The following is a 26,663-nucleotide window of genomic DNA, read 5'->3' as shown; positions in this document are numbered from 1 at the left end:
GAACCCGGTTTTGATCATTTTCCCAGTATGCTTCCACAAGTACTACCCGTTAAACTTGGCCATTGTCTGCTCAAACGTATGATTCAGGCTATGCTCCAGAGCATCACAGGTTTGCTCAATAGTATGATCGAGCGCTTCCTTCTCTTTCTTCATAAACGTGGATAATACATAATCAACAATGGCATGTCCGGGTTCCGGGCGGGAAATGCCCATCCGTACACGGTTGAACTGCTGTGTGCCGGTATGCTGAATAATGGACTTGATTCCATTATGGCCGCCAGCGCTTCCTTGATAACGCAGTCTGACTTTGCCAATCTCCGTGTCCATGTCATCATAAACGACAATCAGATCTTCCAGACTGACTTTGTAAAAGTCCATATATGCCCGTACCGATTCACCGGACAGATTCATGAATGTCATGGGTTTGATCAACACGGTTTTTACACCACCAATGTTTCCTTCTCCGATTAACGCTTTGCATTTGCTCTGAGTAATGGAGATCCCGTGACGACTGGCCAGTTGATCCAGTGCCATAAAGCCAATATTATGTCGTGTTTTGGCATAGTTTGAGCCCGGGTTTCCCAGGCCTACAATCCACTTCATCTTATTCCCTCCTTCGGATCACATGAGGTGAGGCATAGACTTCGAATGTTATATTTCATATAATATCAAGAAAGTGAACTTCCTATTTACTGTAATTTTCACGATTATTATCTTATTAACCCAGGAAGGTGAGCGGGTTTTGCGCGAAGATAACGGACAGCTGACTCAACATAGTGATTTTATCTACCATCTCGAATATCATGTACCTGTACAGGTATATGACCGCGACGCCCATATTGAGATCGGATTAATTACACGTTTCGATAATCAATTTGTCGAAATTGCCGACACTCTTTTCCATCGGCGGCGTTTCCGCTTCATTTCACGGCCAGGATATTAATCATCCGGCCTCTCCATGCATCGTTATAATGGCACGCCGACAGGGGTTACATTTTCCGTTCGACCGGAAAACGTAACCCCTCTACTACTTTGTGCAGACATCCTTATTCAATTTCAAACAGCTTGCTGATTGACAATTCCTCATGAACCCGGATAATGGCTTCCCCGAGCAAAGGTGCTACAGACAACACTTTAAGTTTGCTTGTCGGATTGGCATGCGTAATTGGAATCGTATCCGTTACGATAACTTCCTTCAACGGTGCATTCTCCAAACGCTCCATCGCTGGTCCAGACAATACCGGGTGGGTACAGCATGCGTATACTTCTTTCACGCCGCCTTCCATCAGGGCGTTTGCACCCAGCACAATGGTTCCCGCTGTATCGATGATATCATCGATGAGGATCGCTGTTTTACCTTCAATGTTACCGATAATGTTCATAACTTCACTTACGTTCGGTTCCGGACGACGTTTATCAATGATCGCCAGAGGTGCATTCAGGAAATCAGCCAATTTCCGCGCACGAACTACACCACCGTGGTCAGGGGATACAACGACCGGATTTTCGATCTGTTTGGACCGGAAATATTGAGCCAGAATCGGCACACCAAGAAGATGATCCACTGGAATATCAAAAAAGCCCTGGATTTGCATGGCATGCAAGTCCATCGCGATTACGCGGGTAGCTCCTGCTTTTTCGATCAAATTAGCTACCAGTTTCGCTGTAATTGGGTCACGAGAACGTGCCTTACGATCCTGTCGTGCATAACCGTAATACGGAATTACAACGTTAATTGTCTTGGCTGATGCCCGTTTCAGTGCATCAATCATGACGAGCATCTCCATCAGGTTGTCATTAACCGGCAAGCAAGTGGACTGCACAATGTATACGTGACAGCCCCGAACGCTCTCGGAGAGCTTCACTTGAATCTCACCATCGCTGAAGCTGGTTGTGTGAGATTCACCCATAGGAATTCCGATATAATCAGCAATTTGATGGGCAAGCTTGGGGTTAGAATTGCAAGTAAATATTTTTAATTTCGAATCAAAATAAGTCATAAAATAAAAACCCTCCGTGCTGGTTCATTGGAATCTATAAGCGTCTGCGACATGTCGGCACCTCCCCAAGATCGGGAGGCAATCAGAATATCAATACCCCTTATTCGGGTTTGGCATTTTGTTTCTTGGCTTTGGCACGTCCACGAATTTTCTCCGCGTAACCAGGTTTGTTCTCCTGGCGAGGACGAGCAATAGCCAGATCGTTCTCCGGAACGGAATGTGTAACGGTTGAGCCAGCAACCACATAAGCGCCTTTTCCTACCGTGATGGGTGCAATCAGATTGACATTGCTGCCTACGAACGCATCATCTTCGATTGTCGTTACAGCTTTATTATATCCATCATAATTAACCGTTATTGCCCCGCATCCAACATTTACGTTCTTCCCTACATTAGCATCCCCAATATAGCTGAGATGTGATACTTTGGATCCTTCATCAATTGTAGCATTTTTCACTTCGACAAAGTCACCAATTTTTACTTTCCGGCCCAGCTTGGTGCCAGGACGCAGGTAAGCAAATGGTCCTACCGTTGTCTCTTCGCCTACTTCGGCCTGAGACAACACGGAATGTTTAATCGTTACACCGTTCTGAATAACACTGTCTTCAATATCGGCCTGAGGGCCAATATGACAGGCTTCACCAATGGAAGTTGTCCCTTTCAGAATGGTTCCCGGGTACAATACCGTGTCTGATCCAATCGTAACATCCGCTCCGATATATGTCGATGACGGATCAATGATCGTAACACCGTTCAACATATGTTTTACAGCCAAACGTTCACGCATATATGCTTCTGCTTGGGACAGAGCAAGTCGATCGTTAACTCCGATGGATTCCGCGATATCATCTGACATATAAGCTTCAACCACTTCACCATCGTTACGGAAAATACCAACAACATCTGTCAGGTAATACTCTCCTTGAGCGTTCTGGTTGGTCACTTTCTCCAGTGCAGCAAACAATTTCGCATTGTCGAAACAGTAAGTCCCTGTGTTAATTTCATTCACAGCATCTTCCTGCTCGTTGCAGTCCTTCTGTTCCACAATGCGTTGTACAGAACCGTCTTCTCCGCGAATGACACGGCCGTAGCCTTTTGGATTGTCCAATTGAGCCGTTAGCACTGTTGCAGCAGCTCCGCGACTCTCATGAAGCTTCATCAGACCTTCGAGCGTTTCACTAGTTACCAGTGGTGTATCTCCACAGACGACAATAGTAGAGCCTTGCTCACTACCAAGCAATGACTTCACTTGTTTCACCGCGTGACCCGTTCCCAATTGTTCAGCCTGAAGTGCATACTCTGCTTTGGAACCCAAAAATGACTGCACCGCTTCGGCACCATGACCAACCACGACCACACTACGCTCCACGCCTGCGCGTAGAGCCGCATCCAGCACATGAGCTACCATAGGTTTACCGCATACGGGATGCAGTACTTTGTACAATTTAGATTTCATTCGTTTACCTTGCCCTGCAGCAAGTACAATTGCCATTCGTTTCAATTTCACGACCTCCTGTTCTGAAAACCCCATCTGTGAGACCTACCTTAGTGGATCATCCCTGACAAGTATCGTTCAGCCGGCCTGAAGCCGGTCTTGTTCATCGCCTGCTGTCTCTGTTATCACACGTAACAACGCGGACACGAGCAATCGTGACCTATATGTATACGCCGTGTACCTGCGAGCCTTAACCGAATCCCAATGACTCTTAAGATGCCGCCCTGTCACCAAGCGCACGCTGCGCTATTGTTTTCTTCAACATTTTCCAGCAATAAAGCTGATAAATGTTCCTGTTTGAATAAACTCAATACTGAATATATCTTATTCCGGTCAAAAAGAAAAGAGAGCCATAAGACATGGCTCTCTTTTCCTTCGAACCCCAATAATGTTCTCAGGCACCTTCTTCAATGACTTCTTCCTCAGTTGCAGCGCGGTCATACTCAGTCAAAACAGCAGCCTGAATCTTCTCACGAGTACCGGAAGAGATCGGGTGGGCGATATCACGGAATTCTCCGTCAGGAGTCCGCTTGCTCGGCATAGCAACAAACATTCCGTTGTTCCCATCAATGACGCGAATGTCATGAACGACGAATTCGTTATCGATGGTAATGGATGCGATAGCCTTCATTCTCCCTTCCGAGTTAACACGGCGGAGTCTGACATCCGTAATTTGCATGTGTGTGTTCACCACCTTTTTCCATCAGAACTTGGTGTATAATTCCACACAGCCTATACGAACTCCTTCTTTTTATAACCACAAAAATGTCCTAATTTCAGGAATTTTTTTATTTAATACACAATTCGACAACGTTAGTGCCGGGTCGATGGAATAGAACCTTTCCCGACATGTCATTCGTCATCTTTCTACAGGTCAAAATAGTTACCAGGCTTCACCGAAATGTGTCTGCTTTTTGCATCCACAGCTGTCAGTTGCGCAAGGGATACGTAATCGGTCAGCAAACGCTCTTCCGAATCAACTGAACCGGATTCAACCAATACCCCTACACCTGCTACTGTTGCATTAAACTCGGCGAGCAAATCAATCATGCCCTGTACCGTTCCACCGGCTTTCATGAAATCATCCACGATCAGGACCCGCGAATGCTCACGCATCGCCCTGCGGGATAGGGACATGGTATGGAGACTTTTATGGGACCCCGATACATAATTGATACTTACGGCCGATCCTTCCGTAGCCTGATGGTCCCTGCGTACGAGCACTACAGGCAGGTTAAGCTGGGCTCCAGTCGCATATGCCAGAGGAATACCCTTCGTTTCTACCGTCATGACTACATCGATATCCATGTTGCCAAAAGCAGTCGCAAATATTTTACCTGCTTCATTCATCAATGCAGGCTGTCCAAGCAGGTCAGACATGTAGAGGTACCCGCCAGGCAAGATACGGTCAGGCTGCTCCAACTGATTGCTTAGTCGTTCGGCAAAAGCCAGAGCATGTTCTCTGGACACCTTCGGAATCCATTTAACTCCCCCAGCAGCCCCTGCCAGTGTCTGCAGTTCTCCCGACCCACCTTCTTCGAACACTTCCTTGATAATCGCCAAATCTTCACTGATTGACGACTTCGCGGCACCATAACGTTCGGCAAAAGTGGTTAACGGAATAACCGTATGCGGTCTTGACAATAAATACTGCGTCATTTCAACCAGCCTAGCGCTTCGTTTTAATTTCTTCACAGAGATCCATCCTCACGATCACGGAAAACATCCAAATCCGAATAATTATTTAAAAATATACCACCTTTATACGTGTTTGTACATTATAAAAGCGAATTCTAAGTCAACATGCGTACTGCGTACACTTCTTTGCAGAAGCCGCGCAGCCCATTATAGATCCGTGCAACCTTCGCTTCCTTGGAGACCAACCCGAATACGGTTGGGCCACTACCCGACATGAGTACCCCATCTGCACCCAGCTTCATCATGGCATCCTTCAGATGCTGGACTTCCGGGTACAGCTTAAGCGTAACATCCTCAAGCACATTCCCCATCTGTCCGCACACCTCTGCAAAGGAATGATTACGAATGGCCTGCTCCATTTTGGCTGCACTTGGATGCCGAACAATCTTGTCACTGCGGAATCTTCCGTACACATCCGCTGTCGATACATTGATTGGTGGCTTCGCCAAGATGACCCAACATTGCGGTGGATTAGGCATTGGTTTCAGTTTCTCTCCACGGCCTGTAGCGAGCGCTGTCCCCCCCGTAATACAGAAAGGTACATCCGAACCAAGCTCTGCCCCAAGCTCCTGGAGCTCATGATCCGGGATATTCAGACGCCAGAGGCGGTTCAAGCCGCGCAGCGTAGCTGCAGCGTCACTGCTGCCGCCTGCCAGGCCGGCAGCCACCGGAATCTTTTTGTCCAGATGAATGTGCACTCCAGTACGCACGTCGTAACGCTCTTTGATTAATCTGGCCGCCTGAAATGCCAGATTCTTCTCATCAAGCGGAATATACCCGGCCTGACTGGAGATAAATATCGTATCGCGAGGCAGTTCTGACATTTCCAGCCGATCTGCCAAATCGACCATGGTCATGATCATCTCGACTTCGTGGAAGCCGTCGCTTCGTTTATGTAAAACGTCCAGCATCAAATTAATTTTAGCAGGCGCTTTTTCGTAAATTTTCAAGGCGTTCACCCGTCCTCACCTTTTCCCTAAGACAACTTAACATATTATATCAAAATGGGGCTGTCAAGTCATTTTTATTCCGAGTTCATGGGGAAAAAGCGAGGTCAACCTCGTGGAAGGCCCCGCTCTCCAAACCGTCTAGATCGAATTACGATTTGCGTGCTGCCTCTTCAGCAAGCTGAATGGCACGCTTTACCATATTGCCTGCATCCTTGGCTTTGATGCCACCCCAGCCTTCCTGCTGTACGGTATCATAAAATCCCAGGTCTTTTGCCAGCTCATACTTAAGCTCATCTGACATCACACTTCTTCTTCTGCGGCTCATGAAACCATCCTCCTTGAAGTAGCAGTTCTGATTAGTCCATTTACACCAGGATTCTTCCTGACAGCTTCAGAGCCACCATTTCCGACGAACTGTTCAGCATATCAGTATAAGCCTGTTCAAGTAGTATGCCGTTTCTGGTCGAACCTCATTCCTGTACATGCCTGCCTGGACGGTAATTCTATACAAATAAAAAAGCAGTTCGCCATGAGGGGCGAACTGCCTGTAAAACGATGCTTACGTCTCCATGTAGGAGTTAGGCGTCTGGTCGCCTGGGTTAAATACCATGACTTCCACCGACTCCGTAAGTATATCTGCATAACTGTAAGATACTCGCTTGAAAGTTTCTTGCTCCTCATCAAGCTTGACGATAAAAACAGAAGGGTACGTTTCTTCCAATACACCCGTACGCTCGATAGTCTTACGGCGGCCACCATTAGCCCGCAACATAATTTTTTGACCTATATGAGCATCGAGATTGCGTTTGATATCCAATAGCGTATTTTTAGCCATTGTCGACGACCACCTCTTTTCTTGTCCATTATACCTGAATTTACAGTCAATGTCAAATCAAAACTAAATATTATATCAGCATGGAAAAGTTGCTGTCAATGAATTTTTTTGCAAATGAAAAAAGCCCCAAATCGGGACTTTAAATGACCTGTATCAGACGGCTGAGGGGTTAACTTTAAGTGTAGATAAATCGTTCAAACCAGGCAGGCCAACGCGGTAACTGCCGCGTGTTTCGACACCACCTACACCTTGGCTGCCACTAATTGTGTTATGCAGAATATCATTCATATTCACCGTTTCTCTAACGGATGTAAAGGCTGCCTTGGCTGCCACATATACCGGGTCAAGGGCATGAATCAGAATTCGGCCTGGTGAGCTGGCAAAGTTTGCACCTGCCCGCAGAAGTGCCTCGAAATGGGACTGACATGCTCCTGCAACGATCGTGAGCGCATCCAGATGACGCTCATATTGTCTTGCAACCTGGATTGCCGCCACAAAATTTTGTGAGTTCTTGTAACTTCCGAGACTGTATAAGTCGTAAGGCTGACGGGTCTTCAGCACCCCATCATGGCCCGTAATGACCACAATGTCAGGCTGGACTTTGGGAAGAAGACGATACAAGGCATCGGCCATAGCTGACTCATGGACATATTGACCCTCTGCCGGGACACGAAGCTGCTCATAGAGAGCCATACTTTTCTTTAGGTAATTTGGATCCCCATCCAAGTGAAGTACCTTGCCTGGCATTTCAAAATAAGCGGGCTCCCGCTGTGCAGACCAGTCCTGCGTCAGGCCTTCACGGTTGCGTTCCGCCTGTTCAATCCGGTTCTGCTGCAGTCTGGAGAGTGTCTGATGCGCTTTAACATGTGCCTGCCTGGTCTTGGCACTCTGCGGTTCATAAGGAACCTGTATCAAATCGTCCACCGGGGAGTCAGCAAGCAGCCGGAATTCGGTCCCTTTAATGACCGCGCTATCCAACTGGAGGCCTTCCACCCGAAAAGTCACATCTCCACCGTATGACTTACGAACGACCAAGTCTCCGATATTCATCAACATAATCACCTCTACCCCATCGTATGGGCAAAGACCCGGTTTGGTTCATCCGAATTTATTTACAAGCCAGCGCGAACTCCTGCATCCCACATTACCGTGCTCAGAGTCGCATATTCCTGCAGACTGAGTGTCTCCCCACGTCTAGACGGCTGAATGCCAGCCTGCTCCAGTAACTGGTCCGCCTGCTCCCGATTCTCCTTGGTGAAGAAGCGAGCTTTCAGATTGTTCGAGATGGTTTTTCTCCGCTGGGCAAATGAGGCTTGTACCACTTCGAAAAAGTGTGCTTCGCTCGGCACTTCGACAGGGGGCTGCTCACGGACCTTGAGCTTAATGACAGCCGATTCCACATTGGGCTGTGGAATAAATACGGTTGGCGGCACAATGCAAACCAATTCAGGCACACTGTAGTATTGGACCGCGATGCTCAGACTTCCGTAGTCCTTCGAGCCGGGTGCAGCTGCCATACGTTCTGCTACTTCCTTCTGAATCATAACGACAATGCTGTCTACCGGTAGTTTCTCTTCCAGCAGTTTCATCATAATAGGAGTCGTCACATAATACGGCAGATTAGCTACAACGCTCACCTTGCTCACACTAGCAAAGTCTGTGCTGAAAAGCTCTGCCAAGTCCAGCTTCAGCACATCACCGTGCTGTATCCGAACATTAGGATAAGGCTCCATTACTTCACCAAGGATCGGCAATAAACGCTGATCGATTTCCACAGCCGTTACAGGGCCGGCTACTCGGGCCAGTCTCTCCGTAAGTGCCCCAATCCCTGGGCCAATTTCGAGTGCGCCCTTAGACTCGTCCAGATCCGCTGCATTTACAATTTTATTCAATATATTCTGATCAATCAGAAAGTTCTGACCTAGACTTTTTTTAAATGAGAATCCGTGTCTTTGAATTATCTCTTTCGTTCGCTTGGGTGTTGCAATTTCCAAAGTCTCATCCATGCCATTCATACACTCACAATCCTTCACGTTCAATTTGCGATAATGCTGCAGAAAACTCTTCCCGGCTAATTTGGAATACACCCAGCCGCTTGTGGAACTGCTTTCCGTTGCAGTAACCTATGCCGAGCAGATTGCCCATCTCCATACGCCTTGCGGCTGCCTGCGGGTGCACAATCAGTCCTGCCGCAATCAAGTCCTCCCAATCGATCAGGCTCGGTACACCCTCATACGAGGTATGCACACGCTCCAGTGCATGGCGGATTGCTTCAGGTGAAGCATTCTCTACCCCGATGTCCCCTTTGCGGGTTGCATCCGCTTCCGGAATAAAAGCATGCTTGCAGCCTGGGACCTTATTTGCAATGATTTTGCGAATCCGCTCACCGGCATGATCCGGGTCCGTAAGAACAATCACACCTCGTCTCTCCTGTGCCAGTGCAATTCGCTTCAGGATTCGCTGGTTGATGGCTGATCCGCCGGTCTCTATGGTGTCTGCCTCAACAGCCCGCCGGATGGCGACGGTATCGTCGCGTCCTTCTACAACGATGACTTCTTTTATCATGTTCCATTTCTTCCTTTCTAACGCAAAAAGAAGAGGAATATCCTCTTCTCTGCCAAACGGCGGCGAGCCTGTTCAGACTCCACCGCCGCATATTCCGCATGATTCATTCATGCAACTATTTTATAGCATTCCCATTTCAAAGTAAAACGATTTTAGTTCGCTTCCGGCTTAACCGGACCGATCACATATACCGTCTTGCCTTTCTTACGTCCGAAATTCAGGGCATGCTTCACACTGTCATAATACACATCGATTTTGTTGCCTTTAATGGCGCCGCCAGTATCTTCCGCACGACGGAAGCCGAGGCCCTCAATGTACACCCACCAGCCAATCGGAATCACTTTTGGATCGACCGCAATGGTCCGTCCTTCAGTTACCCGGGTACCGGAAGCTGTTTTTGTACCAATGCCAGGCTCCTCAGAAGAGTACGCGGTCATCGATACATTTTTAAGTACTTTGGAATATTTAAAAGAAGTGCCTGAGACGGTAATCACTTTGCTGCCTGATGCAGCGGTTTTCTTCGAGTTCGTTGTTGTTTCTTTCTTTGCTGTGGAGGTTTGGGCCGATACCGTCTGAATCTCCGGCTGCTTCACAACAGGTTTCGCTTTGGTTCCGACAGCAATAACTTTATCGACACGGTTGGTCGATACCGATTTGCCCACCATCTTTTTGGAGACTAACTCTCCATCCTGAAACACCTTTTCGATATGCTGTACAAGTGTACCTTCTTTACCGTTTACGATGACACGATTATCACCTTTGTACAAGCTAGGGTCAGCCGTTTTGATTACTTTATACGCGATCGGCTGTTCCACATCCACTGTACGCTTTGTTACACGCACTACGCGAATTTTCATATCTGCCTTGATTGGTGTTGCGAGCGCAGGATAAACCTTATCCTCACTGGCAACTTCAATTCCAGATTTCTGAATTGCATCTTCTACCGATGAATCGGTTGTATACAGAGTCTTGGTGTCTCCGTCTGCCGTAATGTTGACTGGAACGGCCCGCTCAATAACAATGCGGTCTCCATCTGCGATTGCCCCGTTCAAAGGCATGGATACCTCATCATGGGGGCTGACTGTGATTGATTGCTCCTCCAGCATTTCTTGAAGCATTCCTGTACGAGTCTCTACCGCTTGAGCTTTGCCATCAATAACCAGCGAAATTTGTTTCCCGGCTTGACCGTAAACGACTAACAAGATCATGATTGTAAGCGCGATTGAGAAAATAGCGATCAGTGCCATTTGACGCATGTTCTCATGCTTCCACCGCAACGCGTAAGACTTACTGGATGATCGTGACTCATGGGTCTCTTCTGGTTGGAATGTGCCCACTTCTCCGTCCTCCTTCATAGCCTCGCCGTCTAAAGTTAATGCATGATGTCTTTGACGCGACTATACCAAATTTTCTACAGAACTGATCGATATCTCAATGACCGGTTCTGCACCATGAACCACTCTTCGCAACATGATGTCACCACCTGAATACTTACCGTATGATGACCTTATTTCTTTTATTCAAAAACAAAAAAGCCAAAGAAAGAGTGTAAGAGGAACTCTTTCGTGGCTTCCGAATGATTTTGAATATCGGAAATTCATGCACGAGGTTGCCTCTCTTTTTCCGCTTGCGAGGTTAGCTGTCGGGTTCGGGCGAAAGAGAGCCGCCCTATCTCCGGTCACCCGCTCATGGCGTATGCCCTTGAATTCACCCCGAGACCCAAAGAAGAAATCAAATAGCGCTTCGCAAATGCATCCGCTGCTTTTGGGTCAGCGAACGATGCGCATCAGCTGCTTACACTGATGTTTAAGCCCTATTGGTTCCCCCGCTCTCCGTTAACGGAGACTCAGCGAGATCGGTTCATGAAAAGTATTGTTGTGTCATCGGAAAGTGTCCCTTTGTTCATCCCCCGAACATCTGTCCAATTTTCCTCACAACAATTCACTGAAAAGATGATATCCTGTTTCGATGCATGTTGTAAAGCGTTGTTCAAGTACGTTTTTCTAAATATTTGGTTAAAATATTGTAATATTCTTCATTTATTTGGATCAAAAAGCAAATTCGCTCCGTCTAACTCTCTTTTTCACCGCATTTGCTTCGTTTTTTAACGAATACCAAATCGTTCCATGGCATTTTTGGTTGTTATTGCAGCAATTTCCTCTACAGAAATGCCTTTAATTTCCGCAGCTGCTTCTGCAACCAGACGTACATGCGCTGTTTCATTTCGTTTTCCACGATAAGGATGTGGTGTAAGATATGGGGAGTCCGTTTCGATGAAAAATCGGTCCATTGGCACCTTCGCCAGTACCTCTTTCGGCTGCTTGGCGTTTTTGAACGTAATTGGTCCACCGAAGGATAGATGGAACCCTAGATCCAGACAGAGTTTTGCCGTTTCCCAGCTTCCTGAGAAAGAGTGCATTACACCCCCGACTTCTCCAGCTTTCTCCTCACGCAAAATTTTGACAATGTCCTCATGAGCATCGCGATTATGAATGACAATAGGCATGTTAAGTTCACGAGCCAGTCCAATCTGTTGTCTTAATACACGATGCTGCACATCCTTGGGTGAAGTGTCCCAATAATAATCCAGGCCAATCTCGCCTATGGCAACGACTTTTTCATGTTTGCACAGAGACGCAATCCACTCGAGATCACCCTCCTGCATCGTAATGGCATCCTGGGGATGCCAGCCTACAGCAGCATATATAAAATCATACGTTTCGGCAAGTTTCATCGTAGATGGAATGGTCTCCCGGTTGAAACCGACATTGATCATACGGCCAACCCCCGCGTCTACAGCACGTTGAATCATCTCCTCGCGGTCCTCGTCGAATTGCGGTGCATCCAGGTGTGTATGTGTGTCGAATAACATCATGTGTATTTCTCCCTTCCTGTCGAATAACTATTTTCTATCCCGATCAAAATTATATAAAATGCACACATTTTATCATCATAATTGATTTTTCAGAGTACAACATGTGGAATTACCAAATTTAATTTCTACTATATATAGGAGTCCTTATGACCTCAATTTGTTCAAAAAAAGTGTACATTACAAAATTATGTCGATCTACATATACTCTCCATTAAAGCAGATTACTGTATCATGATAATATCTCGAATTAGAAATTCTTTCTATCATAGCTAATTTGTAAAAAATTTGCTCTTCAAGGCTCACTTCATGATCAGGAGAAGTATGGGCGAATATGAGATGGCAGCTCGTGAATGATGGCGTCCACCTTGTTTTGCGGATAGTACAGATGGTGCTTACCACGATGTATTCCGCTAATTGAACGGACGATGTCTGAAACCTCGGACAATTCATGCAGCTTGTCCTGTCTATCCAGCAGCAGAATTTGTTTGTCTGTTGATTCATCCGGACGAAAAACATCATACGGAAGATCTGTCGGAAAATCAATTTCCAGATCATATTCGGGATTAAGACCCGCTTTGGCAAAGGCAACCCGAATTTCTTCAATCGTTTCCACATCGATCTGTTCGACCTCTACATACTTATACAACCTGCGATCCATAAAACGTTCGCATAACTCGCTCAGAACAGTATCGTTCTCTTTGCGCCACTGCATGAATGCTGTCTGTATTAAAGCCTCATCCAATTGCAAATATTCATCAACAGAGAGCACTCCGTCAAACAGCTGCGGTAACGGCTCCAGCATAAAACGGAATTGGAATCCCTGCTTCACCAGCTCTTTCGCACGCTTAAATATTTGTCTCAGAATAATTTCAGAGCTTCGGGTCACCGGATGGAAGTAAATCTGCCAGTACATCTGGTAACGTGACATCAAATAGTCTTCCACGGCATGCATTCCCGATTCCTTGACTACAATTCTCCCGTGATAGGGACGAAGCATTCGCAGGATGCGGTCAAGGTCGATGGTTCCGTAGTTTACACCTGTGAAGTAAGCATCTCGAAGCAAATAGTCCATCCGGTCTGCATCAAGCGGGCTAGTGACCAGATTTACGACGATTGGCTTTTCATATGTTTTTTGGATAACAGATGCCACTTTCTCTGGGAAATCGGGAGCATACCGTCTCAGGATTGCCCCCACTTCGGTATCTCCAAGGATAATTCGGCAGGTCCAGTCCTCATGATTCATGTCGAAGGCTTCTTCAATGGAGTGAGAGAATGGCCCGTGACCCAAGTCATGCAATAATGCGGCGCAGAGAGCAACGGCTTTTTCTTCCTTAGGCCAATCGGAGTAGTGACTTCTTTCAAATTGAGAGATAATCTTTCGTGTTATTTCGTAAACGCCCAATGAGTGTGAAAACCGGCTGTGTTCAGCACCGTGAAAAGTCAAATAGGATGTTCCCAACTGACGGATCCGTCGTAAGCGTTGAAACTCTGGTGTATTGATCAACTGCCATATAATCGGATCTTGCACATGAATATAATTATGTACCGGATCTTTAAACACTTTCTCTTCCGTTAAACGCTGTTCCATGTCGCTTCGCTCCCTTTTATTTGAGTTGTGTTTGTCGCTTTCAGTCTTATCCAGCCCGATTATTCGACACATAATGACGAATTTTGTCGAATAAGGTACTTTTAATGTTTTCCAAATCGACAAAGCTGACATTGATGTTTAAATATGAAAAATCGCTCTTAACCCCTTGCCACCCGTAATCTTATCAAAAACAGCCTTAATTTTAAGCTAATTTTAAGGTTGACTGTTTTGGGAATCGTTGGTATGATGAGTATCATAAAACATAAAATAATGTCGAATAATGACAATGATAAGTAGCTGAGAGGAGCACTGATTATAATGATGAAATCAACAGGTATTGTTAGAAAAGTAGACGAACTGGGACGGGTAGTTATTCCAATCGAATTGCGCCGTACACTGGGTATCGGTGAAAAAGATGCTCTGGAAATCTATGTTGACGGTGAGCGCATCATGTTGAAAAAATACGAGCCAGCTTGTATCTTCTGTGGTAACGCTGAGAACGTAACATACTTCAAAGGTAAAATTGTTTGTAACGAATGTATTTCCGAAATCCCTGCACCTGTGACAAAATAAGAAATTTCAGGTATAATGGACTTATTGAATTGTTAATTCTAACCTTTTTATATTCCTTACTTGCCTTCCCGGTGTGAACCCCACCGTTGGAAGGTCTTTTTTTTATTACCCCATTCAGACAAACCCTGATACAGCTCATCCATAACTAGAAAAGCGGTGAAAAATCAAAAATATTTTTGCACCGCCTCGGACTTTTAATATTTCGCTAAGGTTTCCAATAAGAAACTTTTCAGGTTATGTTCCCCTATTTAACCGTGTGTTTGGATCCTGCATAGCATTAGATTAGCGCGTTATATACATCACGTTTCGTTAATCCTCGGTCTGCTGCTGTTTTTTTCATCGCATCCTTGCGGTGTAGTCCTTCACCTTCATAATGGCTGACGTGGTCTTCCAGGGACAATTGTTGCCACCAGGCTTCACGCTCTGCTTTACGTTCCTGTTCCTTAATGCCTTCCACAAGCAAACAGTACTCTCCAATTGGCGGATGTTCCTCCAGCCAGTCTATGCACTCGCGAACCGTGCCACGTGCAAATTCCTCATGTCGCTTCGTCAGCTCACGAGCCAGCACAACCGAACGATCCCCCAGAATCTCTTCCAGATTGACCAACGTTTTGCGAATACGATGCGGTGACTCATAAAACAACAAGGTACCGTTAGATTCGTCAAAACCCTCCAGCACTTTTCGCATATCCTTTTTCTCGCGCGGCAAAAAGCCGCCGAACGTGAAGCGTTCCGTCGGTAGTCCGGATACAATGAGAGCAGACAATGCTGCATTGGCACCCGGAATCGGAATAACATGAATCCCTGCTTCAATGGCTAGTTGTACCAGATCAGAACCCGGGTCTGAGATGGCCGGCAAACCAGCATCACTGACCAGTGCCAAATTTTTTCCTTCTATTATATAGCGTATCAGTTCAGGGCCACTTGCCGCCTTATTATGTTCATGATAACTAAATAACATGGAAGGGGTGATTTCAAAATGAGTGAGCAGCTTTCGGGTTTGCCTTGTATCTTCTGCCGCAATAATATCACAACTCTGCAGTGTTTTAATTGCTCGAAATGTCATATCATCCAGATTTCCAATAGGTGTTCCAACCAAATATAATTTACCCCTGCCATCATGAACTTCAGCATAACTTTTTTGAATGTGCAGTGTCACTTACACTCCTCCTTCCGTAGTACGCGTTGTATGTTGTGATCCGTAATAAATATCCATAATTTCATCACAGTAGGTTCCTTCTTCATTGTAGACAATGAGGGGCGGAAGCATGCGCACTTCCGGTTTGCCATCCTTCAACGCTTCGATTAACACCATGTTGGCTTCGAGGTGAGCGCGTGGATGTACCATTCGGATCCGCTTCGGCTCAAGCTTGTACTCCCTCATTAGAGAGATAATCTCGCCGAGCCGTTGAGGGCGGTGAACCATGGATACTTTTCCTCCATTACGCACGAGGCGATTGCATGCCTGAATAACTTCCTCCAATGTACATCCCAACTCATGACGGGCCATGGCTTGGTGTGTATTCATTTTAAGATCACTTCCATTCAGCGGCATATACGGCGGATTCACGGTAATCGCATCATACACAGCATGCCCTGTCTGTTTCACCAATTCCCGCAGGTCGCCTTCATGGATTGTGATCGATTGGTCCAGAGCATTCAGCTGCACGCTTCTCCGTGCCATATCAGCCAATCGGGGCTGTATCTCAATCCCTTCCAGGGCGGCCTGTGTACGCGTTGTCAGCAGAATGGGAACAACCCCATTCCCCGTACATAAATCGAGTACACGGCCTCGTTTAGGAACAGAAGCAAACCGAGCGAGCAACACGGCGTCCATGGAAAAACTGAATACTTCATCACTTTGAATGATTCTCAAATCATGAGAGAGCAGATCATCAATCCGTTCTGATTCATGCAAAATTACTTCTTTAGCTTCATTGGCTGTCATATGATACGTTCATCCTCCGGTACTCTATATCGCATTTAGCTTTAGTTTAGGTCTATAACCTTGAAAAAAAACCGTAGGGGCTCTTCCCTACGGTCACTTCATTTATTCAAAAAAGACAGGCAGAACAGACAATCGCCTTCCGTCCGCAAATGGCCGTAATAGACATTGCAGATATGGAATCCTTCGTGATACAGCCGGGCCAGATTATCATATCCTTCACCTACCACATCTTCACCTGTAGCCGGACCTGCCGGTCTAGCGGCTGGAGCCAGTGCAGATGAAACAGGTAGATCTACCGGAGCCTCACGCTTGAGCAGTTTGCGTAGCTGCTCATTCTCAATCGTAAGCCGCTGATTATCTTCAAGCAGCTCTTTGACAATCATTTTTAACTCTCCTAAATCACTGTGCAACTGACCCAATTGGGTTTCCATTTCATGAATGTGCGTAAACAGATTTTTCTTTTCCAAGTTTCCACCCCGAAGCAACCTTTATGGTTTACTTGATAACGACGTCATCCAGCGGAAGTTCTTTGACTTTACTGATGTCGAACAGTTGAACATGGACTGTGCGATTACCGGCATTGATGCCGACAACTTTCCCTTCACCCATAGAGGTGACGACCAACTTGCCTACAGCCGGCAGTTCTTCTCTCACACTTTCATAGTTATCATGCTCAAATTTCAGACAGCACATGAGTCTTCCGCACAACCCTGAAATTTTCGTCGGATTCAGTGACAGGCTCTGATCTTTGGCCATCTTGATAGATACCGGCTCAAAGTCTCCCAACCAGGAAGAACAGCATAATACACGGCCGCAAGGTCCGATTCCTCCAAGCATCTTAGCCTCATCCCGCACACCAATCTGCCGCAGCTCGATCCGTGTCCGAAAAATGCTTGCCAGATCCTTGACCAGCTCCCGGAAATCTACTCTTCCTTCAGCTGTAAAATAAAAAATGATCTTGTTGCGATCAAACGTAAATTCCACATCGACCAGCTTCATCTTGAGGCCATGGTCTTTGATTTTATTTAAACAAGTACCGAATGCTTCTTTGGCTGCCCGCTTGTTCTCATCCACCACACGGGCATCTGTATCTCCCGCAACCCGAATGACCTTTTTGAGCGGCAGCACTACATCGGACTCGCCTACTTCCTTCTTGCCAACAACTACCTTACCGTACTCTACCCCCCGCGCTGTCTCCACGATAACGCAGTTTTCTTTCTCAATGGGAAGGTCCAGGGGATCGAAGTAATAAATTTTGCCCGCTTTTTTGAAACGGACACCCACTACACTATACAAAAAATTAACCCCCTTGTAAGCCAATCCCACTTCGTCTGAAGCCCTGTCTTCTTAGGGAACCCTCCGAAGTACTAACCGTTTGCATATGAATGGAACAAAAACTGTCCTCTCCCCAGCCTTATGCCAAACCGATCAAAAATTGCTCCAGACAAAGCTGGCCATTGACGTTGAAACGCAATTTTTTTCTGCATGCTGCGGCCAAATCCATATAGGACACCCACTGCTCCGTGCTGCGGGTATTTGCCAACTGAGACAGCATGTCCAACTGATCTATAAAAACGATATGTTCATGCCTACCGTGCTGGACGTACAGCATATCCCTAAACCATAAATGGAATAGACTAAGCATAATATCCAGATGTTCTGAGAGTCCGGTTTTAAAAAGCTTCTGCTGTGCAGAGATTAATGATGTGCTGCCTCTGCCCAGGGACTCCTTCCCTAATTGTAACATTACGTTTCTAATTTCTGCAAACCAATTCTGCTGGAGAATTTCTCTACATGATTCGAGTCCTGACGCCAACTGAACCGCTGAACTTGCGAGATTGGCCGGGTAGCCCTCCGCAATTAAAGCTTGCAGCATTTCTTCCGGATTTAGTGCACTGAAAGGAACAAGCTGTGAGCGTGAACGAATGGTCGGAAGCATGGCTTGGCCATTGTCCGTGATCAGAATTCCTACCGCAGGCACCTGTGGTTCTTCCAGAAATTTCAGCAGACTATTCGCCGCCTGTACGGTCATTTTTTCTGCCTGTTCTATAATATAAACTTTGGGATGGCCAGCCTCTGAACGATATGAGAAAATACGCTGCAGATCCCTAATCTGATCGATTTTAATATTGTTTCCATCTGGTGCAAGCATCGTTAGATCCGGATGATTACCATGCTCGACCTTGCGGCACTCCAAACATTGTCCGCAGGCATCATCTTCAAGCTCTGTACAGAATATGGCTTTGGCAAACGTCACCGCTGTCTTCAGCTGCCCGCTACCCGCTGGCCCACTAAACAAATACGCATGACTGATTGCCTGGCGTCTCAAGCTGCTCTGCAACATCTGTTTGGCTGCCTGCTGACCCATAATTTGTTGAAAGGACATACTTCCTCCTCAGAAGCTTAAATTAATAAGCATTCCCCGAATTTCTCCTACTTGTTGTAATAACGTGATTTTACCTTCTTCCGTTTCGAGCAGTTCATCAGCCATGGATAACAGCGCAGAGTCGATTTCATCGATTAGCTTGTATCTTTTTCCTCTGCCCCGCCGATCCCATCCTCTGGTCTCTTTCATGGATACACCCCGGCGAACCGTTTCTTCCAGAAATCTTTTGACAAGCTGCTTGTATGCTTTCAGTTCACGAATCGTCATGGAACGTGCCAAGCGATCGCCCTGCATCTGAATTTCACTTAGTCGGCGGTTAAGCTCGGCTTGTGAGGCTCGTTCGCCCTGGTGACTCATCATGTCAGAGAAACTTTTGGATTGAACCGGTTTGGAACTGGAGTCCGTAGAATTGATCCCACTCTGCATCGGCCTGAATCCAGGATTGATTTTCATCGATATGCCTGCTTTCTAGTATAGTAGGCCATCGACCATCAGCACAGTGCGCGCTGCGCCTGTGCGTGGAAGATACCCTTGTATGAGTCTCTATATATAATGGTAGATAAAACTTGCCACCATTAACCTGCTTGGTAGTCAACTTCCGCCCGAAAAAGAAACATTCCCTTCATGAGATGGCCTAATTTCGGACGGAAAGCGCCGATTCCTGTTATCAAGAAGGACGCATATAAGTCGCCTAAGAACACCAGCAATCATTTTGCATCATAGACACAGAATGCTTCATTAGAAGTGTTCAAAACGATCCACTGGCAGAACAAACACGGTAGCTCCACCCACTTGGACTTCAACAGGCAGCGGCAGGTAAGAGTCGGTTGTTCCGCTCATCGGTGTGACCGGAGTCACGAGCTGTTCACGAACCTTACAGCTGCTGCGAATGACATTCATTACGGACTCGACTTGACCATCATCGACACCGATCATAAACGTCGTGTTGCCTGCCTTCAAAAATCCACCGGTACTGGCCAATTTCGTTGCACGAAAATTAGCTTTGACCAATGCGCTGGATAATCGGTTGCTGTCTTTATCCTGTATAATCGCAACAATCAGTTTCATCCTGCATAACCTCCTTCAGAATAAGCACCTTTGAAATGCCCTGTCTATATATTAGACAGTTACTCGCCAAAATCCTTCAAAATCCCTGTCTCTAACGACAAAATCAATGCTGCAGCGACTTCATCAGGTTGTCTGGAAGCATCAATAACATGGATTCGTTCCGGGAATTGTTCCTTCAACAGGAAGTACCCCTCCCGAACCTTACGATGGAATTCCAGGCTCTCTAGATCAAGACGGTTTACCTCACGTCCATCGTGGGCATCAATCCGGGAAAGACCAGCTTCAGGCTCGATGTCCAGATATAGTGTAACATCGGGCATGAGTTCACCTATTGCGAACCGGTTAATGGCCCAGACATTCTCTATTCCGAGCCCACGTGCATGACCTTGATATGCCAGACTGCTGTCGACAAAGCGGTCACAGATGACCGTCTTGCCTGCCTTCAGCGCCGGTTCCACCTTCTCGGCCAAGTGCTGGCTGCGTGCAGCTGCATAGAGCAGTGCTTCGGTACGTGCATCCATTGCTGTATGGAGAGGGTCAAGGATAATTGCACGTATTTTCTCCGCGATCTCGATCCCGCCAGGTTCACGAGTAACTACGTAAGGTATACCCTGTTCCTCGAAGTAAGAACCCAATCTGCTGATCATCGTTGTTTTACCGGACCCTTCTCCCCCTTCCAACGTAATGAATTTACCTCTGCCCTGCATATGCTTCCCTGCTTTCTATGTCGATAATGGCATCTTACCCTGCTGTGAATGTTATATGGCCTGATCTTACTACTTCAGATTATGAAATGACACGCCCAGAGGTGTATGTTCATGATCATGGTATTGTTCTTTGGGCCATGTTGTACAAGCTTCTTACTATAATACTATACATGATCAAGCGATAGTGGTCAGCTATTCCGCCAATATTTTCAATAGAGAAGACCGGTCAACCATAGATAATGGATACCCATAAGGGAAGGAACAATGATCCAGCTATCGCACTGACAATCATGGAGACGGAGCTTAATGCTACAGCGTTCTCGCCATATTCAAAAGATCTGGCCATGCCAAGTGCATGAGATGCTGAGCCGAGTCCAATGCCATATGCACTATTATCCTTGATTCGAATCCATTTCATCATTAGCGGCCCAAGTAATATCCCCGAAAAACCGGCAATCATTACAAATAGAGACGTAAATGATGCGTTGCCTCCTGCCTGATCTGCCAACTGGATGGCAACAGGAGTAGTGACTGACTTTGGCAGTAAGGCGATCACGATATCTTTGGGATAACCAAGCAGCAGAGCTACCGATGCTCCGGTAAACATCCCTACGATGCTCCCTCCAAGCGTACCACCTAGAATAGGAATGACGTTCCGTTTCAACACATCCATGTGTTTGGATAAAGGGAAGGCTAAGGAAACGACCGCAGGCCCCAGAAGATCCTGTATCCATTTACCACCCAGCATATAGGTATCCAGTTTAATTCCTGTAATAAGCAGAATAACTACAATTACTGCCGTTGTTGTTAATACAGGCATAAGAATTGGCCACTTTACCTTCTTATATAGACGAGTTGCCGGGATATACAAGGCCACAGTCAGAGCAATCATAGCTATTCCGATGATGAATGTTGACATGTGATCGCCTCCTTCTTGTCTCGATGCGATCTTATCCACGTCATGAGCCACTCACCAATTTTGGCAGATAGCAAGCAAGTTACTAGAGTACTGAGGATCAATCCCAACACAAGCAGAATTGTATTCGCAGTAAAGAAATCAAAGTGATTAATGATACCTACCGTAGGCGGGATAAACAATAACTGCAGATTAGACTGTAGCCAGGATGAACCTTCACTTCCCCAGCTGATCCTGATCCACCCCATTTGAATGACAATGAACAAAAGCAGCATTCCTACAATGCTGCCTGTCAAAGGTAGATGCAATATAGACTGTATCCAGGTTCCTATCCAATAAAAGCCATACATTAACATGACTTGCAGGACTATTCCTGTATATTTTTTTATCGGAATATCCAAAATAATTCCCTTCTTTCTTATGTCCAGACCGCACATGATGTCTTAGATGGTACGAATAATAAAATGATTGAGAAATAAGTGAAGGAGTGAGTACATAATGAGAAGTATTGCCCCATATTTTGGGTTTAACTTAACTTCTCCCCTTCTTTCATGATCTTCAATGAGCGAAGAGTGCCATCCGCTGCACCATGAAACCTCGCCCCTTCATCCCTCAGAAGCTTTATACGTTTCACTGTAGCAGGACTTATTCGTTCCCCGGCATATAGAATTGGGATTCCTGGAGGGTACGGAATAATCATCTCAGCGGATCGATAGCCTGCACAGTCTTCGAGTTCAACTTCTGCTGTGTCTTTTTCTGATATAGGTTGTAGGGAGAATGATATAGGCTCTGAAAAGGACTTCACCGATGCATCTAGTAAATTGTTCCACGTGGAAATATAGTGAACTGCCTTCTTCGGAGCTTGCGTTGGTCGCTCGTTCAGGCTTTGTCTAAGCTCATTCTCATTGGCTTGACTAATGCGCTCTAACGCCTGCAGCAGGTGCTCAGCGTCACTTCGCGTTGAGCCAAGGCTGAAGAGCAGGACGACGTACCGTTCGTCGCTCATCTCGGGCACGCAGCCGTATGCTTCCAGCTGCTGCTGCAGCCCATAACCGCTCAGTACCCCCGCCCCGTCATATATGACGGCTTTGAACGGGTCCTGAGCGGTGTAACCCGCGGCAGATGGCATCGCCGCCGCGGGAGGTGCTGTTGGCCGCCCCGATGCATCGGCGGCCCTGTTACCGCCAGCAGCCGGCTCTGCCTCGGCTGGCTGCTCTTGCTGCAGCGCCTGCACAGGCTGCAGCAGCTGAAAGCGCGGCAGCTCTGCAAGGCCGCGCTTGAAAGCATCCACGGCGGCAAGCCCCGCCGTGAAAGTGTCTGCGCCCTGCACATGCAGCAGGCGGCGTGCAAGATCAAGCGAAGCCATCACCGGGTATGATGGGCTTGAGCTCTGCACCATGGCCAGACGCTGCCTCAGCAGGGACCGATTCAACAACGGTCCCTGTATGTGCAGCATGGCTCCCATGGTGAAGGCAGACAGCATCTTATGGGTCGACTGCACCACCCCGTCCGCTCCGCATGACAGGGCTGAAGCAGGCAGCTCTGGATGCTGTCCATAATGTGCGCCATGCGCTTCGTCCACGAGCAGTGGCATGCCAGCAGCGTGACATATGTCGGCTATGGGCGTCAGATCAGCGCCCATGCCGTAATAATTCGGCAAAGTAACTAGTACCCCCTTTGCCTCAGGATATGCCTGGACAGCAGCCCCGACCGTCTCTACCGACGGCATAACAGCAAGTCCGCTGGATGGATCAACATGTGGCTCCAGAAACACAGCTCTGGCGCCAGCAAGCATCAGCCCATGAATGACTGATTTATGTACATTACGTTGTACTAGTACAATGCTGTTTGGCTCATCACACACTGTTAGCAGCATAGCCAAATTACCAGCCGTACTACCACCCACAAGGAAGAAGCTCTCCTCCGCACCAAAACAATCAGCAGCCAGCTGTTGAGCTCCCAGAATCACCCCTTCTGGATGATGGAGATCATCCGTACCGGTTATTTCCGTTACATCTATCTGCATCATGTCGAGAAAGGCCGCCATTGGCATAACGTCAGAACTTCCGTGCTGCTTCCTATTTTCTGGATTCATCCAACCTCGATAAGCTTGTCCATTCTTATGCCCAGGCACATGAAAAGAACGATTTCCCGACTCCTGGTAATGAAGCAGAGCCTCGTACAAAGGAGCATGATATGGTTTGTATTTCATAGAATTACCTTCCTATATAATCATTAAATTTGGATTCACGTTTGCTCTTTAACTTCCTATTATAATAAGGGCTCTTTTGCGAACTGTCCCTCTCTCAATAAGGTATTAAGTGAAAAGCACAAGATTACTCTTATTCTGTTCCTCAATAACCCTTTTATTATATCAGTCTTTTTGCCAAATCCACGGCTTCTTCACAATCCTCTGTTCTACATTTCCCCGTACCAAACAGAAAAAGGCCCTATGGGCCCCTGAATACACCTACATCAATGGATGTTTCGGTTTATGGTCATTATGCGTTTTTTTGCACCCAAATCTGTTTCATTTGGTGTATAAAATAATTATATTTGGCATCCTGTGCATCAGTATGAACCATCTCTGCTTCGCAAGCATCGCATATAAATTCAGATACAATAAAAATGCCTTCTCTTTTTTTCTGTTCGCAGATAATACATGTGTGTTCGGTGTGTTCTTCCATCAACCATCCCACCTTGTTTTACGTTTACTATCAGTATTGCACAGTTTCTATTATTTTAAACCTTTTCATAGTGCTTTCTTTCTGTAAAATATATATATTCGCCCAACACCCATTGGGTGTCTGTACCGATTCAAAAGTTCAATAAATCGCATACCGCTCGTACTTTTCTGTCCTCATGCTCTCCATAAAATTAACTCCTCCCTCTTATGTACACTTTCACCTTCGGCTCCACTAAAAACTTATATTCTATAATCTTAAAAAAACTTTGATTTTCAGCCGATATATAATACATCAGAACCTGACAGCCGATATGTTCGAGGATATACTTGTATGAGGTCTCCTACTCTTAAACTTGTACATTATCCCTACAGCGCTTCCAAGGTTCATATACGCATATGGATCATTTACATGACAGCAACGTAATAAGCATACGTCCACACACGAACGTGATCCCAAAAGGAGGATTTTTAATCGTATGACCGCTGAACCGGAGAATAAAGCTACATTTTATCAATACCGGCTTCTGAAAAAAAAGGCTATTGCCCGCAGTGTCATCTACAGTTATCTGTGCTTGCCTATCATTATGCTCTTCTTTAATTTACTGGCATTCTCCTGGACCGGCCTCTTCTTTTTTCTGCTGGCAGGGCCGATCACCCTTTGGATTCATTATGTCATTGCCAGAACCATATTGCTTCTGGTCCGTGCTTCTTATGCCAAACGCTGGCGCTGGAACTTCCATATGCCTTGGTTAGGTTACATTCCGGATCAGCACTTTAGCTACCGTATGTTTGTCAGAGTACATTTGAACATGAGCTGGATTGGACTATGCATCATTACCGTTTGCCTGATCTGGTCTCCGCTGTCCTTCACGCTTTCACTGATTTTCTGGCATCTGTGGCTGCTCTTCCCCCGTCTGTACGTGGTTATGATTCTCTCACGTGAACGCAAAGACGGATTAATCAAACTAAATGAAGAGGACGTTTCGTACTATCTGCAATAAACGCCTTACCTCATTTCTAAAAAAGCATTATGTACAAGTGCAATACATAAACCATGCTCCCAGCTTGTCTTAAAAAATGGCCTTTGGTCTTCATAAGCAATCGAGCATTCCTACTCTTTAATAAATAACAAAGGTTATCCACAGTGGATAACCTTTGTTTGTTCTAGCTAACCTTCCTTTTATCCACAGCGTGGGTACAAGCGATCAAGGTTATCCCCACTTATTTTAGTCCCGTTCTCTCCTCTATCTGTTGATCAGACACTTTAGCTGTTAGGCTAACTCCATAAGCAGCTATACTTCTGCTCCTCTTCGCCTCAAACCTACTCTTAGCTCGTGTCTCTACACTTTATCTAGTGTCTTGGACTGCCATGACTGAGATCGCTACACGCCCATAAATGCTACTTTAGGGCCCTCCCTCTAATACAGGAGCATATGGAGCCCATGGTACGTAAATTAACTTGGCAGCTTATGAAGCTCAAGTTATCTGGATCAGGTTTAGGAAGGACTTATAGCCTTCTAAACTAACGCAGCGTATCTCCTCTTCACCGAAATAAAAAAAGCCCCCGTAGGCTTACGGGAACTTGTATCGTCTGAACATTACAATGTTACAAAACAAACCGTACGCTTACTCTTCATCATCAACAAGGGATTTCACCGTTGTTGTCGCAGTATCATTTCGAGGTACCATCAGCGTAAAGAATCCATCATGTACAGCTAGATGCACAATATGCCCCTCTTTAGCAAACACACGAAGAGAGTTTGAGGTATTTGATGCACTCTTGGCTTGTGTCTCCGTCCAGCCCCAGCTTTTAATCTCGTCTAGATATACTTCAGGCAAGCTGGTGCTCTCACTAATACCAGACAATGTATATCGAACATAGTCCATCTCCGAATTGTTTCCGGATTGGTCCGATTTATTCGCTACTTTCGGTACAGGGAAACTCTTCTCGTTGACTGCGCCTTCATATGAAGTCCAGGAAGGTCCTGCATCACCGCATCCTGTAAGCACACCCAACAAACCAATCATTAGAAATGAATACAGCCCAAGTCTCCGCCAACTTAACACATACACCCTCCTTTTCACAGCTGCACATTTCACAGCTCTGTGGTCAGGTACTTTTAGCATATTTAACATAGTCCTATTATACTGATTTCTTACTTATATTCTGTAACAATACTGTTACCTTCTGATGACGCTTGCATCCTCTTAACACAGCCTTATAAACAAATAAAAACCACCACCGAGTATCTTCGGCAGTGGTTCTTTGCTTGGCAACGTCCTACTCTCCCAGGACCCTTCGGTCCAAGTACCATCGGCGCTAGAGGGCTTAACGGTCGTGTTCGGGATGGGTACGTGTGGAACCCCTCCGCT

General features: G+C 46.3%; 30 protein-coding genes, 1 rRNA gene and 1 riboswitch. Of the genes, 3 read left to right on the top strand and 28 right to left on the bottom strand.

What is annotated here, in order from left to right; all coding sequences use genetic code 11:
* Nucleotides 1–42: 42 nt before the first annotated feature.
* On the bottom strand, nt 43–603 hold the full coding sequence (gene pth / locus MH144_RS28640; protein ID WP_153976427.1) for an aminoacyl-tRNA hydrolase: 561 nt from the start codon (nt 601–603) through the stop codon (nt 43–45).
* A gap of 139 nt (nt 604–742) precedes the next feature.
* On the opposite strand from pth, the gene MH144_RS28635 reads away from it, so the two are divergent.
* A complete protein-coding gene (locus tag MH144_RS28635) occupies nt 743–943 on the top strand; it encodes a hypothetical protein (RefSeq protein ID WP_239305606.1) in 201 nt (66 codons plus the stop codon).
* A 103-nt stretch (nt 944–1,046) separates the two neighbouring features.
* On the opposite strand, the gene MH144_RS28630 is transcribed toward MH144_RS28635, so the two are convergent.
* The 13 genes from MH144_RS28630 to MH144_RS28570 form a co-directional block, all read right to left on the bottom strand.
* Entirely contained in the window at nt 1,047–2,000 is a 954-nt protein-coding gene (locus tag MH144_RS28630) for a ribose-phosphate diphosphokinase (RefSeq protein WP_017691370.1), read from the bottom strand.
* Nucleotides 2,001–2,100: 100 nt separating this feature from the next.
* Nucleotides 2,101–3,492: a bifunctional UDP-N-acetylglucosamine diphosphorylase/glucosamine-1-phosphate N-acetyltransferase GlmU gene (gene glmU, locus MH144_RS28625; protein WP_481857408.1), complete on the bottom strand. Its 1,392-nt coding sequence runs from the start codon at nt 3,490–3,492 to the stop codon at nt 2,101–2,103.
* 397 nt (nt 3,493–3,889) lie between these two features.
* Nucleotides 3,890–4,174, bottom strand: coding sequence for a septation regulator SpoVG (spoVG, locus tag MH144_RS28620; RefSeq protein WP_017691372.1), 285 nt, complete (start codon nt 4,172–4,174; stop codon nt 3,890–3,892).
* A 188-nt stretch (nt 4,175–4,362) separates the two neighbouring features.
* Entirely contained in the window at nt 4,363–5,190 is an 828-nt protein-coding gene (purR, locus tag MH144_RS28615) for a pur operon repressor (protein WP_095293352.1), read from the bottom strand.
* Nucleotides 5,191–5,288: 98 nt separating this feature from the next.
* Nucleotides 5,289–6,143: a 4-(cytidine 5'-diphospho)-2-C-methyl-D-erythritol kinase gene (ispE, locus tag MH144_RS28610; protein ID WP_095293393.1), complete on the bottom strand. Its 855-nt coding sequence runs from the start codon at nt 6,141–6,143 to the stop codon at nt 5,289–5,291.
* A gap of 148 nt (nt 6,144–6,291) precedes the next feature.
* Nucleotides 6,292–6,468, bottom strand: coding sequence for a small, acid-soluble spore protein, alpha/beta type (locus MH144_RS28605; RefSeq protein WP_095293351.1), 177 nt, complete (start codon nt 6,466–6,468; stop codon nt 6,292–6,294).
* Nucleotides 6,469–6,702: 234 nt separating this feature from the next.
* Complete coding sequence (gene veg, locus MH144_RS28600) at nt 6,703–6,978, bottom strand: biofilm formation stimulator Veg (protein ID WP_095293350.1); 276 nt, start codon at nt 6,976–6,978, stop codon at nt 6,703–6,705.
* A 153-nt stretch (nt 6,979–7,131) separates the two neighbouring features.
* A complete protein-coding gene (gene yabG, locus MH144_RS28595; protein ID WP_239305604.1) occupies nt 7,132–8,028 on the bottom strand; it encodes a sporulation peptidase YabG in 897 nt (298 codons plus the stop codon).
* Nucleotides 8,029–8,090: 62 nt separating this feature from the next.
* Nucleotides 8,091–8,993: a 16S rRNA (adenine(1518)-N(6)/adenine(1519)-N(6))-dimethyltransferase RsmA gene (gene rsmA / locus MH144_RS28590; protein WP_239305634.1), complete on the bottom strand. Its 903-nt coding sequence runs from the start codon at nt 8,991–8,993 to the stop codon at nt 8,091–8,093.
* Nucleotides 8,994–8,997: 4 nt separating this feature from the next.
* On the bottom strand, nt 8,998–9,543 hold the full coding sequence (rnmV, locus tag MH144_RS28585) for a ribonuclease M5 (protein WP_095293348.1): 546 nt from the start codon (nt 9,541–9,543) through the stop codon (nt 8,998–9,000).
* A gap of 152 nt (nt 9,544–9,695) precedes the next feature.
* Nucleotides 9,696–10,880, bottom strand: coding sequence for a ubiquitin-like domain-containing protein (locus tag MH144_RS28580; protein ID WP_239305603.1), 1,185 nt, complete (start codon nt 10,878–10,880; stop codon nt 9,696–9,698).
* 271 nt (nt 10,881–11,151) lie between these two features.
* A riboswitch (cyclic di-AMP (ydaO/yuaA leader) is annotated at nt 11,152–11,405 on the bottom strand.
* A gap of 242 nt (nt 11,406–11,647) precedes the next feature.
* Entirely contained in the window at nt 11,648–12,418 is a 771-nt protein-coding gene (locus MH144_RS28575) for a TatD family hydrolase (protein ID WP_170948305.1), read from the bottom strand.
* Nucleotides 12,419–12,728: 310 nt separating this feature from the next.
* Nucleotides 12,729–14,006 carry an HD domain-containing protein gene (locus MH144_RS28570; RefSeq protein ID WP_239305602.1) on the bottom strand — a complete coding sequence of 426 codons (1,278 nt, stop codon included), beginning with the start codon at nt 14,004–14,006 and terminating at the stop codon, nt 12,729–12,731.
* A gap of 318 nt (nt 14,007–14,324) precedes the next feature.
* Here MH144_RS28570 and MH144_RS28565 point away from each other — a divergent pair, with 318 nt between their 5' ends.
* On the top strand, nt 14,325–14,579 hold the full coding sequence (locus tag MH144_RS28565) for an AbrB/MazE/SpoVT family DNA-binding domain-containing protein (protein ID WP_024633700.1): 255 nt from the start codon (nt 14,325–14,327) through the stop codon (nt 14,577–14,579).
* Nucleotides 14,580–14,856: 277 nt separating this feature from the next.
* On the opposite strand, the gene rsmI is transcribed toward MH144_RS28565, so the two are convergent.
* The 12 genes from rsmI to MH144_RS28510 form a co-directional block, all read right to left on the bottom strand.
* A complete protein-coding gene (rsmI, locus tag MH144_RS28560) occupies nt 14,857–15,738 on the bottom strand; it encodes a 16S rRNA (cytidine(1402)-2'-O)-methyltransferase (RefSeq protein ID WP_239305601.1) in 882 nt (293 codons plus the stop codon).
* Nucleotides 15,739–16,527, bottom strand: a complete 789-nt coding sequence (locus tag MH144_RS28555; protein ID WP_239305600.1) for a tRNA1(Val) (adenine(37)-N6)-methyltransferase — start codon at nt 16,525–16,527, stop codon at nt 15,739–15,741.
* Between the two features lie 98 nt (nt 16,528–16,625).
* The gene (gene yabA, locus MH144_RS28550) at nt 16,626–16,994 is read right to left on the bottom strand and encodes a DNA replication initiation control protein YabA (RefSeq protein ID WP_095293343.1); all 369 of its coding nucleotides are present in this window, start codon (nt 16,992–16,994) and stop codon (nt 16,626–16,628) included.
* A 28-nt stretch (nt 16,995–17,022) separates the two neighbouring features.
* A complete protein-coding gene (locus MH144_RS28545) occupies nt 17,023–17,823 on the bottom strand; it encodes a PSP1 domain-containing protein (protein ID WP_183526975.1) in 801 nt (266 codons plus the stop codon).
* 118 nt (nt 17,824–17,941) lie between these two features.
* A complete protein-coding gene (holB, locus tag MH144_RS28540; RefSeq protein WP_239305599.1) occupies nt 17,942–18,913 on the bottom strand; it encodes a DNA polymerase III subunit delta' in 972 nt (323 codons plus the stop codon).
* Between the two features lie 9 nt (nt 18,914–18,922).
* Complete coding sequence (locus tag MH144_RS28535) at nt 18,923–19,366, bottom strand: YaaR family protein (protein WP_127540844.1); 444 nt, start codon at nt 19,364–19,366, stop codon at nt 18,923–18,925.
* 285 nt (nt 19,367–19,651) lie between these two features.
* Entirely contained in the window at nt 19,652–19,981 is a 330-nt protein-coding gene (locus tag MH144_RS28530; protein WP_017691391.1) for a cyclic-di-AMP receptor, read from the bottom strand.
* A 59-nt stretch (nt 19,982–20,040) separates the two neighbouring features.
* Nucleotides 20,041–20,688 (bottom strand): dTMP kinase, encoded by a 648-nt coding sequence (gene tmk / locus MH144_RS28525; RefSeq protein ID WP_239305597.1) that lies wholly within the window; start codon nt 20,686–20,688, stop codon nt 20,041–20,043.
* Nucleotides 20,689–20,914: 226 nt separating this feature from the next.
* Nucleotides 20,915–21,607 carry an LrgB family protein gene (locus MH144_RS28520; RefSeq protein WP_239305595.1) on the bottom strand — a complete coding sequence of 231 codons (693 nt, stop codon included), beginning with the start codon at nt 21,605–21,607 and terminating at the stop codon, nt 20,915–20,917.
* The gene (locus MH144_RS31130; protein WP_481857407.1) at nt 21,583–21,954 is read right to left on the bottom strand and encodes a CidA/LrgA family protein; all 372 of its coding nucleotides are present in this window, start codon (nt 21,952–21,954) and stop codon (nt 21,583–21,585) included. Before MH144_RS31130 ends, MH144_RS28520 begins: the two co-directional genes overlap by 25 nt.
* A 176-nt stretch (nt 21,955–22,130) precedes the next feature.
* A complete protein-coding gene (locus tag MH144_RS28515; protein ID WP_239305593.1) occupies nt 22,131–23,816 on the bottom strand; it encodes an aminotransferase class I/II-fold pyridoxal phosphate-dependent enzyme in 1,686 nt (561 codons plus the stop codon).
* Between the two features lie 289 nt (nt 23,817–24,105).
* Nucleotides 24,106–24,291: a sigma factor G inhibitor Gin gene (locus MH144_RS28510; RefSeq protein ID WP_095293335.1), complete on the bottom strand. Its 186-nt coding sequence runs from the start codon at nt 24,289–24,291 to the stop codon at nt 24,106–24,108.
* Nucleotides 24,292–24,766: 475 nt separating this feature from the next.
* Between MH144_RS28510 and MH144_RS28505 the strand changes: the two genes are divergently transcribed.
* On the top strand, nt 24,767–25,291 hold the full coding sequence (locus tag MH144_RS28505) for a hypothetical protein (RefSeq protein ID WP_154896935.1): 525 nt from the start codon (nt 24,767–24,769) through the stop codon (nt 25,289–25,291).
* A 625-nt stretch (nt 25,292–25,916) separates the two neighbouring features.
* Here MH144_RS28505 and MH144_RS28500 read toward each other — a convergent pair.
* Nucleotides 25,917–26,357 (bottom strand): hypothetical protein, encoded by a 441-nt coding sequence (locus MH144_RS28500; protein ID WP_239305592.1) that lies wholly within the window; start codon nt 26,355–26,357, stop codon nt 25,917–25,919.
* Nucleotides 26,358–26,558: 201 nt separating this feature from the next.
* Nucleotides 26,559–26,663, bottom strand: a 5S ribosomal RNA gene (rrf, locus tag MH144_RS28495); the annotation flags it as partial.

The organism is Paenibacillus sp. ACRRY (assembly GCF_022346995.1).
In the GTDB taxonomy this organism is placed as follows: Bacteria; Bacillota; Bacilli; order Paenibacillales; family Paenibacillaceae; genus Paenibacillus.
Note: the sequence above shows the minus strand (reverse complement) of the source record. Positions and strands in the feature narration are given on the sequence as shown.